Consider the following 13093-nt stretch of genomic DNA (forward strand, 5'->3'; position numbering starts at 1 on the left):
GATGACAACGCCCGATCATCCGGTCGTCGCCGTTCTCGGCGCCGGCTCCTGGGGCACGGCGCTTGCCGCGCTGCTGGCGCGTAACGACGTGCCCACGCGGCTGTGGGGGCGCGATGCCGTTGCCCTCGCCGCCATGGCGGAAAGCGGCCGGAACGCCCGCTATCTGCCGGACCTGGACCTGCCGGCCGAGCTGACCTACGAGCCCGATCTGGCCACCGTGCTTCGCGGTGCCGGCGTCGTGCTTATCGTCGTTCCCAGTCACGCCTTCGCGTCGATGCTCGACGAGATCAAGCCGCTGCTGGACGACGGTGCATCGATCTCGTGGGCAACCAAGGGTTTCGAGACAGGGACCGGCCGCTTCCTGCATGAAGTGGTGCAGGAAAAGCTCCCGGGCCGTGCGGCGGCCGTGGTCACCGGACCGTCGTTCGCCCGCGAAGTGGCGGCGGGCCTGCCCAGCGCGGTTACCGTCCATTCGGACGACGCGGATTTCGCGCAGTTGCTCGCCACGATGCTCCACGCGCCGAATTTTCGCGCCTACACAGGTAGCGACATCCTGGGGGCGGAGCTCGGTGGCGCCATGAAAAACGTGCTGGCCGTCGCGACGGGTGTCGCGGACGGCATGGAACTTGGCCTCAACGCCCGCGCCGGCCTCATCACGCGTGGCATGAACGAGATGCTGCGCCTCGGCGTGGCTCTCGGTGCCCGGGCGGAAACCCTCATGGGTCTGGCCGGTCTGGGTGACCTCGTCCTGACCTGTACGGGCGATCTGTCCCGCAATCGCCGGCTCGGTCTCGCTCTTGGACGGGGCATTCCGCTGGACCAGGCTGTCCGCGAGATCGGCCAGGTGGTCGAAAGCGTGGTCACCGCCGACGAAGTGGCCCGTCTGGCCGCCAAGCACCAGCTCGACCTGCCCATCGCGGCGGGAGTCCGGGCCGTGCTGCATGGCGAGGTCACGCCGGTAGAAGGGCTGCGCGCCCTGATGGCCCGCGAGCGCAAGCCGGAATATCCGGCCAATCTGTTCGGCGATTCGCCGGCCTGATTGTCCGTTGGCGACGCAGGGCTTACCCGCGTCGCTGAACCGTGCCGGTCCGGATGTCCCAAAACAGGAAATAGTCCTACAAGGCTTGGCGTCCGCCCCTGCTAAGCTTCTTGTTTTGGTCGCGCAGGCGGATCGAAACGGATGCACCAGCCGGACGACAAACGGAGTCGCTTCGAGGCTTCGGCCGGACAGGCGGAATCACTGCCTGTGGCGTGGCGCCGGGCGCTGGACGCGCCGGCACAGGTGCGTTCGTCCGATCGGGTTGTTCTGGGCTTCTTCCTCGAAGCCGTCAACGACGCCCACGAGCCGTCGGCTCATCTGGATATCGCTCCGGTTTTGCTTACTGTCAGCGCGGAAGGTCGCTATACGCGGCCGACGCCGCTGGATAGTAAGCACCTGTTGCACGCATCGCTCAGCGCCTCCGAGCAGCGTCTTGCCGCCACGGTGCTGGGACTGCCGCAAACCCTGCGCAAGAGCCGTAGCTATGCCCGGTTCGCTGGATCGCTGGGTGACTCCCTGCTTACCGAAATCCTCGACACGGCGCCATGTTTCTTCGGCGGCGTGGCCGGGCTGCACCTGTCGCGCGGCAAGTCGCATCCGCTGAACTGGCGCTGGCATCTGGAGAACGACGGCAGTCAGAAGCTGCTGCCCGTCGTCCCGCACAGCCAGCGCCTGCTCCGCGTGGGCGCGCTATGGTTCCTCGACGCCGAGCACGCCGAAGTCGGTCAGCTGGAAGGGGCCAGGGAGGAAAGCGAATGGCTCGACCTGCCGCCGCTACCGCCCGAAAACAGCGGCATTTTCCGCAGTACCCTGGCGAGCACGCCGCTCGCCGCGCGCATGCCGGCCCCCCAGGTATTCGAAGACATGCGGCGCGCCGAGCTTTCGCCGCGGCCGGTCCTGGTGCTGCATGCACTCACGCGTCACGCGCGTCTGGCGGCCGGTACGCCCCCGCTGGCGTACGGTCGTCTGGCCTTCGACTATGCGGGCGAGCGTCTGCCCGGTCGCGGCGGCGAGCCGCTGGTGCGGCGTATACGAAACGGGACGTTGCTCGAAATCACGCGCCGCCGCGCGGAAGAGCTCGCCTCCATGGAGCATCTGGAGACCGCCGGCCTCAATCCTGCCGTGGATACGGAAGGTCTGCCCTGGGATATGGCCGACACGTTGCCCGACGATGCGTGGCTCTTTCCAGGTAAGGGCTATGCGGGCGCGCTGGAGGTCAACACGCCGGCGCGCTGGCTCGCGCTGCGGCCGAAGCTGGAAGCCGACGGTTTCGTGCTGGAGTACGCGCCAAGTTTCCCGTTCGAAGTGCTCGAAGGGCCCGTGCGCTGGTATGGACGCGCCGCCGAAGACGATAAAGATCAGGCCTTCGATCTGGAAATCGGTATCGAGGTCGAAGGGCAGCGCGTCAACCTGCTTCCCGCCGTGGCCCAGGCGCTGGCCGAACATCAACTCAGCCTGAGCCCCGCGCCGAACGAGGCCGAGGACTCGGTGTGGTACGCCCCGGTCGACGAACGACGTCGCGTACCCGTCCGGCTGAAGGAGCTGCGCGGCCTGCTCGCGCCACTTGCGGAATATCTCGAACGCCCGCGTCAGCAGCTGCATTTGCCGCGCGTGCAGGCGGGGCGTCTGGAAGAACTGGTTCAGGCATTGCCGTCTGGTGGCTCCTTCGAAGCGCCCGAGCGTCTGCGCGGTTTCACGCGCCGCCTGCGCGAAGCGGCCGAGCGCGCCAGCGACGCGGTGCCCGCGGGTCTGCGTGCGGAGCTTCGCCCTTATCAACGCGATGGTCTGCGCTGGATGAACGCGCTTGCCGAGGCCGGTACGGGTGGCGTCCTCGCCGACGACATGGGCCTGGGCAAGACGCTGCAACTGATCACGCATCTGCTTGCGCTGAAGGAAAGCGGTTCGCTGAATTCGCCGGCGCTGGTGGTGGTGCCGACCAGTCTTGTTCCCAACTGGGTGGCCGAAGTCGCGCGGTTCGCACCGGACCTCCGTCTGCTGGCGCTGCACGGACCGCAACGCGCCGAAACCTTCACGCGCATCGCCGATCACGATGTCATTCTCACGACATATGCGTTGCTTCCGCGCGATGTCGACGCGCTCAAGAAGCAGTCGTTCGCGCTGGTCGTGCTGGACGAAGCGCAGCAGGTAAAAAATCCGCGCACGCAGGCGCGTCGCGCGTTGCTCGCGCTGCAGGCGCCGCGTTGCCTGTGTCTTACGGGCACGCCGCTTGAAAATCATCTCGGCGAACTGTGGTCGCAGGTCGATCTTGCCGTACCGGGTCTGCTGGGCGACGAAGGCGCGTTCCGTCGCCACTACCGCGTGCCTATCGAGCGGCAACAGGATGTCGACTGCCAGGAGCGGCTGAACCGGCGCATCGCGCCCTTCATCCTCCGTCGCACGAAGGGCCAGGTGGCCTCCGAGTTGCCGGCGAAAACGGAAATCACGCGACGCGTCGTCATGGAGCCGCGTCAGCGCGACCTGTACGAAAGCCTGCGTCTTTCGCTGGCCGAAGAACTGCGCGAAGTCATCGCGCAGCGTGGCATCGCGCACAGCGGCATCGTCGTGCTCGACGCTCTGCTTAAGCTGCGTCAGGTCTGCTGCGATCCGCGACTCGTGAAACTGGAAGCGGCGCGTGGCGTGCGCGAATCGGCGAAGTTCGAATTGCTGATGGACATGCTGCCCGCATTGCTCGCCGAGGGGCGGCGTGTACTGCTCTTCAGTCAGTTCACGGAAATGCTGAAGCTGATCGCGGTCGAACTCGATCGCCGTCGCCTGAGTTACGTGATGCTCACCGGCGAAACGCGCGATCGCGCCGAACCCGTGGAGCGGTTTCAGAACGGCGACGTTCCGATGTTCCTGCTGTCGCTGAAGGCAGGCGGTGTGGGTCTCAATCTCACCGCGGCGGACACGGTTATTCACTACGACCCGTGGTGGAATCCGGCGGCCGAAGCGCAGGCCAGCGACCGCGCGCATCGCATCGGCCAGGACAAGCCGGTCTTCGTGTATCGCCTTATTACGGCGGGCACGGTGGAAGAGCGCATCGAAGAACTGAAGGCGCGCAAGGCGGAGCTGGCGGAAGCCGTGTTGGAAGGCGGCGGCAGTCGCGAGAGGCTCAGCTTCGACGAAAGCGATCTGGACGCGCTGCTGGCGCCTGCGCAGTAATCGCTACCACCAGTTCTGCCGGGACCGTGACACTGTGGCAGCGCGCCCGCGCGCGAAAGCCAGCAGGGCAAGGAAGCCGGATCTACCCACATTCGCAAGCCCGGTCTTCGGGCTGCGGATGCGACCTTCATCATTAGCGTTCCGTAGGCTTTCGCGCGCAGGCGCGCTCCCACAGAGAGACAGCGACCGTCGCGGGAAGCCCGGCCATCAGCGCTTAAGCAGCGAACGTCCCGATTCGACGACCGCGAGCGCGGCGCCGCCGACAAGGCCCGGCTCCGGATTCATGATCGCCTGGGTGGGCACCTTTTCCATCGTGTCGCGGAAGCGGCCCTTGGCTTCGAAGCGTTCGCGGAAGTGACCGCGTTCCAGCCACGGCAGCAGGATCGGGATCATGCCGCCGGTGAGATAAACGCCGTTCCACGCGCCGAGAGTCAGCACCAGATCGCCCGCGACGCTGCCGAAGATACCGGCGAACGTTTCGACGGCGCGCACGCACATCGGACAGGTATCGGCCTTGGCGCGGTCGGTGACGTCTTCAGGTGTCAGATCTTCGGCCTTCTGACCCGCGATTTCGCAGATCGCGCTGTACAGATTGACGAGGCCGGCGCCGCAGATCAGGCGCTCGTTCGACACGCGGCCGTAGCGCAGATTCAGCACCTTGAGGATTTCGATGTCCTCGGCCGTATGCGCGGCGAAACCGGCATGGCCGCCTTCGGTTTGCAGCACGCTGACTTTGTCGCCGCGAATCAGCAGGCCGCCGACACCGAGACCCGTACCCGGTCCCACCACGACGAACGTCTGTTCCGCGTCGCTGCCAATTTGCGGCACGGCCGTCGGGCCGACCTGAACCAGATCGTTACCCTTAAGCAGCATCACGGCCATGCTCTGCGCCGCGAAGTCGTTGACCAGATGTACCCATTCGAGATCGAGCTCGGCGGCGGTTTTCTTCGCCGAAATCGCCCAGGGGTTGTTCGTGACCTTCACGGTCTCGCCATCGTCGATACGACCGGCCGCGGCGATGATCGCGCGATCGGCGTTATGGCCGGTTTCCTTGAAATATTCACGTGCCGCGTGGGTAAGCGACTCGTAATCCTTCACGCGGTAACGCTTCACGGTATCCAGGAGCAGGGGCTGCTCAAGGGATGGGTCCGCTATGCCGAAGCGAACATTGGTGCCGCCGAGATCGGCGAGCAGGGTCTTCGCCGAAGCGCTACCGTTGACCATTATCGAGAACCTGTCATGTCACTGAGCCCGCAAGGGTGCCTTGGGCGGGGCCTGACGTCTAGTGACAATTCCGGTGGCGCGCCCTGGACGGTCGGTGGACCGCTCCGAGTCCCATCGCTGGAGCCTACACTTGGACGTAAACGATTACATCGGCAGAATACCGGATTGTCCCGGCAAAGTGCAGGCTCCCACGCCGCACCGGTTCCGGGTTTGACGATGATGCGGCGTTACGCGGTGCGGGCGTCCACGGAGAAGAAGATGGCAGGTGTTCGGCTCGATAAGGTACGCAAGGTTTACCCGAACGGGCACGTTGCCGTCGCCGAAGCCAGTTTCGACATCGCCGATGGCGAGTTACTGGTTCTCGTCGGTCCTTCCGGCTGCGGCAAGACGACGTTGCTGCGCATGATCGCCGGCCTGGAATCCATTTCGGGCGGCGAACTGTGGATCGGGGACCGTGTCGTCAACGACGTGGCACCGAAGGATCGCGACATCGCGATGGTGTTCCAGAATTACGCCCTGTATCCACACATGACGGTGCAGGAAAACCTCGGCTTCGGTCTGCGTCTGCGTGGACAGCCGAAAGAAGAAATCGATCGTCGCGTCGCCGAAGCGTCCGACATGCTCGGCCTCAACGAACGCCTGTCTTCCAAGCCCGCCGCGCTGTCGGGCGGACAGCGCCAGCGCGTGGCGTTGGGGCGTGCCATGGTGCGCGACCCGGCGGTTTTCCTGCTGGACGAACCGCTCTCGAACCTGGACGCGAAGCTGCGCCTGTCGACGCGCGTCGAAATCGCGCGTATCCATCGCCGCGTGGGCGCCACCATGATCTACGTCACGCACGACCAGATCGAAGCGATGACGCTCGGCCAACGCATCGTGGTGCTCAATGGCGGCGTGATCCAGCAGCTCGACACACCGATGAATCTCTACAACAAGCCGGTGAATCTTTTCGTCGCGGGCTTCCTCGGCAGTCCTGCGATGAATCTTTTCCACGGCACGCTTCGTCATGCCGATGGCCTGAGTCTGCAGATGGCCGAAGGCACGGTGTCGCTGGACGTGACTTCCGACGCGCTTGCCGCGTACGTCGACAAGCCGGTCATCGTCGGCGTGCGTCCGGAAGATCTGCAACTTGCCGAAGCGAACGGCATGGCAACGCGACTGCATGCGCACCTGGAAGTCGTCGAGCCCGTCGGCAACGAAATCTTCCTCAACATGCGTTACGCCGGTGGCGAAATCGTGTCGCGCGCGCCGCCGCATTCCGTCGTGCAGCCGGGTACGGATGTGGCGCTGGGCTTCGCCGCCGAGCGGCTGCATTTCTTCGATCCCGAAACAACGTGTCGCATCGACGTTTGAGAAATCCAGGCGCCATGTGTTGTAAATAGGAATGGTTCTCAATACCATGTGAAGAAGACGCCTTCGTGCGATCTTCATTTCCTACCCATCAACCCCGGTCGCCAGCCGGAGGCCAGGCCTCCTTCGCAAGCCCCCGATTCGTGCAAAAGGCACGATTGCGAAGGATTTCCTGTGCTCCAGAAAACCACACTGGCCGCGCTTGTGTGCGCGGCGCTCGGCGGCTCCCTGTCGGCGTACGCCGCGGATACGGCGCCTTCCACCGACGATACGCAGCAATTGCCGCGCATCACGGTCACCGCCATCGGCTCGGCGTTCCGTTTCGACGTGCCCGCCACGGTGTCGGTTATCGACCGGGAAACGATGGATCGCCATCTGGTGGTCGATATCCGCGACCTGGTGCGTTACGAACCCGGCGTGTCGGCTATCGGCACCGCGGGACGATGGGGCCTGGACAGCTTCAGTATCCGCGGTCTGGACGGCAATCGCGTCAACATCCAGACCGATGGTGTCGCTGCGGCGAATTCGTTCGGCTTCTCGACTACCGGCATGCGCGCGGGCCGCGACTTCATCGATCTCGATTCGGTGAAAAGCGTCGAGATCGCGCGCGGTCCCGCATCCGCCCTGGATCCTTCCGATGCACTCGGCGGCACCGTTCGCTATGTGACGCGCGATCCCGCCGACTACCTGCGCGACGGACGCGATACCTATGTCTCGGTGAAAGAGCAGTACAGCAGCGCGGATCGCGGTCTGGGCACGTCGCTTACACTGGCCGGCGGCGATAAGCGCAACGGTATCGTCTTCGTCGCGAACCATCGCGAAGCCAGTGCGACGAACAACAAAGGCGACGTAGACACTACGAATTACCTGCGCACGCGGCCCGATCCGATGTCGTCGACGACGAACAGCGTGCTCGGAAAGTACGTGCACACCGCCGACTCGGGTCGCGAAGATCGCGTCACGGTCGATGTGTTCCGTAACAAGGTGAATACGCATATCTACAGCGCGATGAATCAGGCGACCGGTACTACGCGCTTGCTGGACGACCGGGCCGAAGATACGTCGTCGCGTATCCGCGGCTCGTTCGAGCAGCGCTATGCCAACCTCGATACGGCGCTGGTCGATCGCATCGAATGGAATGTGTACTGGCAGAAGACCGAGACCGAGTCGACCACCAACACGCTGGCAAACGTGCCATCGCGCGGAGCGACCTACGATCGCCTGTATCTGAGCCATCTCGACGAGCGTCTCTTCGGCGGCAAGGCCACCCTGTTCAAGTCGGTAACCGGCGATGTCGTCGAGCATCGTATTGCCTACGGTGTCGACGTGTCGCGTACGACGCCTACGGGGCAGCTGGGCGGCCAGGGACGCGATACGCGTACGGGCATCGTTTCCAGCAATACGCCGTATATGCCGGAAAACTATCCGCTGCGTTTCTTTCCGAAGAACGACACGGACCGTTATGCCGTGTTCGCGCAGGACGAGATGTCCTTCCTCAATGGGCGCCTGCACGTAACGCCGGGTGTGCGCATCGATCGCTACTCCTTCAAACCGGACGAGAACGACAGCTACTACAAGAGCTCGTTCGTGCAGAGCGGCCTGACCGACGTGAAGAAGAGTCGTGTGTCGCCCAAGCTCGGTGTCGAGTACGCCGTGACGGATGCGATCAGCGCGTACGCGCAGTACTCGCAGGGGTTCCGGCCGCCGCTGTACAGCGAGCTGGCTGTCGCCTGGGGTACGCCGCGCGCGTACGGCATCATCCCGAATCCCGGCCTGAAACCCGAAACCAGCAAGGGCATCGAGCTGGGTGTGCGCGGTACGGGCGAACTCGGTTACTTCACCGCCAACGTCTATTACAACCGGTACAAGAATTTCATCTTCGGCGGTTACACGCTCGACCGTTCGCAGTGGCCGCAATGGGCCATCGATCAGAACTTGCTGATCGTGATGCAGGCGGTCAACTTCCCCAAGGCGACGATCAAGGGCGCGGAAGCGACGGCGGGACTCAATCTTGGTGCACTCAACAGCTCGCTCGCCGGCTGGAAACTCGAAGGTAGCCTCAGTGCCGCGCGTGGCGACAAGACGGTGATCGGCCAGAGCGGCACGTCGCCGCTCAACAGCGTCGACCCGGCATCGGCCGTGCTTGGTATTTCCTATGACGCAAAAGCGTGGGGCGTCGAACTGATCGGCAAGGCGGTGCGCCGGAAAGATCGTCTGGACGCGACGTCGCTGTTCTCGGCGCCGGGCTACGCGACGATCGATCTCTACGCGCACTGGACGCCGATCGGCTCGCTGGAACTGGCCGCGGGCGTCAGCAACATCGCCGATCGACGCTACTGGGACTGGGGCGCCCTGCACGGCGGCGTGCTCGCCAATGTCGCCAGCGGTGGGGGTGTCGACGATACGCAGCAGCGCACCGCACAGATCGAGCGCCTGACCATGCCGGGCCGGTCGCTCAACGTGTCCGCCCGTTACAGCTTCTGAGGAGACGAACCATGCTCGAGAACACGAATTCCATACCCGCTCCGGTCGATATTCCCAGTCTTCGCACGGGCTGGCTGCGTCTGCGTCAGGACGAGCCACTGCTACGCGCCCGCGATGTCGCCGCCCGTCTGGGCGTGAGCGAAGGCGAGCTTGTCGCCAGTCGTTGCGGCGACGGTGTCATCCGGCTGGAGGGCACGTTCGCCGATCTTATCCGCGACCTGCCGTCGCTCGGTCGCGTGATGGCGCTCACGCGCAACGATTACTGCGTGCACGAAAAGAAGGGGCAATACGACAACGTCGATGCCGGCGGCAGCATGGGGATCGTGCTCGCGGAAGATATCGACCTGCGGCTGTTCTTCCGTCACTGGCACGTCGGTTTCGCCGTACGCGAAACCTCGCGCGGTCGCGAACTGGAAAGCCTGCAGTTCTTCGATGGCGATGGGCGTGCCGTGCACAAGGTCTATCTCACCGAAGGCACCGACCGTTCGGCATGGCGTGCGTTGGTGCATCGTTATACGGCGGCGGTGCAGTCGCCGTTGCTGGAGCTGGTCGATGTGGTCGATCCGCTGCCTTCGCGCCGGTCCGATGCCGAAGTGGATGTCGACTCGCTGCGCGACGGGTGGCGCGCGCTGCGCGATCCCCACGATTTCTTCGCCCTGCTGAAACGTCACCAGACCACGCGCATGCAAGCTCTGCGACTGGTCGGCGACGAGTTCGCGCAGCGCGTCGACAATGGCTCGATGCGGACCATGCTAGAGGGCGCGGCGGCTACCGAAGTACCGCTGATGATTTTCGTCGGATCGCCGGGTGTCGTGCAGATCCATACGGGCCCGGTGAGGAACATTAAGGTTGCCGATCCCTGGTTGAACGTGCTGGACGAAGGCTTCAACCTCCATCTGCGCGAGGGGTGCATCGTCGAATCGTGGGTGGTGCGCAAGCCGGTACCGGAAGGCGTCGTTACCTCGCTGGAACTTTACGCGGAAGACGGTACGCAGATCGCGCAGGTGTTCGGCAAGCGCAAGCCCGGCATCCCCGAGCGCGACGACTGGCGCGCGCTGCTCGCCGGTCTGGAGCGTGTGTCGTGAGTCGGCGTTGGCTGGCGATATGTCTTGTCGTTGCGTCGATGGCCGCAACGACGGTGTCGGCGGCGACGCGTTTCGTCTCGCTGGGTGGCGATATCACCGAGGCCGTCTATGCGTTGCACGCGGAGGACGGGCTCCTGGCGACGGATACGACGAGCCAGTGGCCCGATGCCGCGGCGCGTCTGCCGAAAGTCGGCTATCTGCGTCAGCTGAGTGCCGAGGGTGTGCTCTCCCTGCATCCGCAGTTAATCCTCGCCACGCACGATGCCGGTCCGGCGACCGCGGTCGCCCAGCTGCGCGATGCCGGCGTGCGGATGGAGCTGTTGCCGGTCTCGCGGACACCGGCCGACGTCACCGCGAAGATCCTCGCGATCGGCAAGGTGCTCGGTCGCGAGACAGAAGCCGCCGCGCTGGCGCGCGACGTGGATGCGCGCTTCGCCGCGCTGGCGAAATCCGTCGCGGCGATGCCGCGGCATCCGCGCGCGATCTTCCTGATGTCGATGGGAAGCGGCAGTCCGATGGCGGCAGGTCGCGATACCGCGGCGGATCGTGCACTGGCGCTGGCGGGTGGCCATAACGCGATCGACTCGTTCGCCGGTTACAAGGCCGTGTCGCCCGAAGCACTGGTTGCACTTGCACCGGATGTCATCGTGCTCATGCACGAACGCGAGAAGGACGTGGGCGGCATCGACGGGGTGCTGGCGATGCCGGGCATTGCGCAGACGCCCGCGGGTCGCGCGCGGCGCATCGTTTTCGTCGACGGACAGGCGTTGCTCGGCTTCGGCCCGCGCACGGCGGAGACGGCGCAGGCATTGCAGGCGCAATGGGCGGCATATAAGCCATGAACGCGATTCCGTTGCCGAGGGCTACGCGGCACGGAAGCCGTCGCTGGAGTCTGCCATTGCTGGGCCTGCTGCTTGCGGGGACGGCATTGTGGAGTCTGACCACAGGCGCGATGGATGTGCCGGCGCGCGAAGTCGCCGGTGCCATCGGCCGCTGGTTCGCGGGAGCGGATGCCATCGGGGACGACCGCGTTGTCCTGATGCTGCGCCTGCCGCGTTTGCTGCTTGGCGTTGTCGTGGGCGCGGCGCTGGCTACCAGCGGCGCAACCATGCAGGGCCTGTTTCGAAATCCTCTCGCCGACCCCGGATTGATCGGTGTTTCCGCCGGCGCGGCCCTGGGCGCCGTCGCCGCTATCGTGCTCGGCGGCCGGGCGCACAATGGTGCGAGCGGTTTCGTTATCGCGGCCTGCGCCTTCGTCGGCGGCCTCGTCACGACCGGTATCGTCTATGGCATCGGGCGCAGACGACCGGGCGTCGCCAATTTGCTGCTCGCGGGTATTGCGATCAATGCCATCGCGATGGCCGGCGTCGGGTTGCTCACGTTTCTCGCCAACGAGAATCAGCTGCGCGATCTGACGTTCTGGTCGCTGGGTAGTCTGGGCGGTGCCGACTGGACGCAGCTTGGCGTGGTCGCGCCATGGATCGTCGTTCCGCTGGTTCTGCTTCCGCGTGTGGCGCGGGCTTTGAACGCCTTGCTGCTCGGCGAAAACGAGGCGTCGCTTCTCGGCTTCCGGCCAGAACGTCTCCAGCCCGTGCTGATACTGCTGGTAGCTTTCGCGGTGGGCGCGTCCGTCGCCATGACGGGGGTCGTCGGCTTTGTCGGGCTGATCGTGCCGCATCTTCTGCGCATGGTCTGGGGCCCCGATCATCGCCTGCTGCTTCCGGCATCCGCGATCGGCGGCGCCGCGTTGCTGGTGGCGGCGGACACGTTGGCGCGATCGGTGGTCGCTCCCGCCGAATTGCCGATCGGTGTGCTGACGGCCATCGTCGGCGGTCCGTTCTTTCTCTGGCTTCTGCTGCGCAATCGCGTAGGCGAGGGTGTGCAATGACCGGGCAGGACGCGGAACGTGGCGTGCTTCGTTGCCGGGGCGCGGACGTCGTGCGAGGCGCACGGACGATCATTGCCGGGGCGAACCTCGTGGCCCGGCCCGGTCGCGTACTGGTACTTGTCGGCCCGAACGGTGCCGGCAAAAGCAGCTTGCTGAACGTGCTTTCCGGGCTGTTGCCGCCAGCGGCGGGCAGTGTGACGCTGGATGACCTGGCACTGGGCGCGTGGCCGACCCGTGACCTGGCGCGTCGACGAGCCATGCTTTCGCAACGCGTCCAGCTGACGTTCGGTTTTTCCGTCGAGGAAGTGGTGGCGCTGGGGCGCAGTCCGCATACGCCGAACGAAGCGCGCGACCGCGCCATCGTCGACGCAACGCTTCGCGCAGCACATGCCTGGGCGTTCCGCGGACGGAATTTCCTCGAACTCTCCGGCGGCGAACAGCAGCGCGTGCAACTGGCGCGGGTGCTTGCGCAGATATGGGACGCCGCCGACGAAGGCGCCTGGCTGATGCTGGACGAACCGGAGGCTGGACTGGACATTGCGCACCAGCACTTCATCCTTCGCCGCGCGCGCGAACTGGCGGCGGCGGGCTTCGGTGTGATCGCGGTGCTACATGATCTGAACCTCGCGGCGCGCTACGCCGACGACATAGCTGTGATCGCCTGTGGCCGCATCCTGCGCCAGGGCACGCCCGAGGCGGCCCTCGATACACCGTTGCTTTCGGAGGTCTACGGCATTCCGCTGGAGCGCCAGGCCCACGGTGCCACCGGCTGGACGATCGTGCCCAGCTAGCCTGCGACGCCCTGTCGCCCACGCGGATGGCGGGGCGGGGGTAAAATGGGCGGATCGCTCCCCCATCGAGGCA

The 13093-nt window shown here is 65.2% G+C and carries 9 protein-coding genes; 8 read left to right on the top strand and 1 reads right to left on the bottom strand.

Going from position 1 to position 13093, the window contains the following annotated elements:
- Nucleotide 1: 1 nt before the first annotated feature.
- Nucleotides 2-1039, top strand: coding sequence for an NAD(P)H-dependent glycerol-3-phosphate dehydrogenase (locus AC3IR3_RS01795; RefSeq protein ID WP_489195339.1), 1038 nt, complete (start codon nucleotides 2-4; stop codon nucleotides 1037-1039).
- A gap of 141 nt (nucleotides 1040-1180) precedes the next feature.
- Nucleotides 1181-4201, top strand: coding sequence for a DEAD/DEAH box helicase (locus AC3IR3_RS01800; RefSeq protein WP_489195340.1), 3021 nt, complete (start codon nucleotides 1181-1183; stop codon nucleotides 4199-4201).
- 207 nt (nucleotides 4202-4408) lie between these two features.
- On the opposite strand, the gene glk is transcribed toward AC3IR3_RS01800, so the two are convergent.
- Nucleotides 4409-5425, bottom strand: coding sequence for a glucokinase (gene glk / locus AC3IR3_RS01805; RefSeq protein WP_489195341.1), 1017 nt, complete (start codon nucleotides 5423-5425; stop codon nucleotides 4409-4411).
- Between the two features lie 258 nt (nucleotides 5426-5683).
- On the opposite strand from glk, the gene AC3IR3_RS01810 reads away from it, so the two are divergent.
- The 6 genes from AC3IR3_RS01810 (at nucleotide 5684) to AC3IR3_RS01835 (ending at nucleotide 13020) form a co-directional block, all read left to right on the top strand.
- Entirely contained in the window at nucleotides 5684-6775 is a 1092-nt protein-coding gene (locus AC3IR3_RS01810) for an ABC transporter ATP-binding protein (RefSeq protein WP_489195342.1), read from the top strand.
- A gap of 171 nt (nucleotides 6776-6946) precedes the next feature.
- On the top strand, nucleotides 6947-9256 hold the full coding sequence (locus AC3IR3_RS01815; RefSeq protein ID WP_489195343.1) for a TonB-dependent hemoglobin/transferrin/lactoferrin family receptor: 2310 nt from the start codon (nucleotides 6947-6949) through the stop codon (nucleotides 9254-9256).
- A gap of 11 nt (nucleotides 9257-9267) precedes the next feature.
- Entirely contained in the window at nucleotides 9268-10341 is a 1074-nt protein-coding gene (locus tag AC3IR3_RS01820; RefSeq protein WP_489195344.1) for a hemin-degrading factor, read from the top strand.
- Nucleotides 10338-11183: a heme/hemin ABC transporter substrate-binding protein gene (locus AC3IR3_RS01825; RefSeq protein ID WP_489195345.1), complete on the top strand. Its 846-nt coding sequence runs from the start codon at nucleotides 10338-10340 to the stop codon at nucleotides 11181-11183. Before AC3IR3_RS01820 ends, AC3IR3_RS01825 begins: the two co-directional genes overlap by 4 nt.
- Complete coding sequence (locus tag AC3IR3_RS01830) at nucleotides 11180-12229, top strand: FecCD family ABC transporter permease (protein ID WP_489195346.1); 1050 nt, start codon at nucleotides 11180-11182, stop codon at nucleotides 12227-12229. The genes AC3IR3_RS01825 and AC3IR3_RS01830 overlap by 4 nt, the downstream gene beginning before the upstream one ends.
- Nucleotides 12226-13020 carry a heme ABC transporter ATP-binding protein gene (locus AC3IR3_RS01835; protein WP_489195347.1) on the top strand — a complete coding sequence of 265 codons (795 nt, stop codon included), beginning with the start codon at nucleotides 12226-12228 and terminating at the stop codon, nucleotides 13018-13020. The genes AC3IR3_RS01830 and AC3IR3_RS01835 overlap by 4 nt, the downstream gene beginning before the upstream one ends.
- The last annotated feature ends 73 nt before the right edge of the window (nucleotides 13021-13093 follow it).

The sequence above is a fragment of the Luteibacter sp. GL_149 genome (assembly GCF_057834065.1).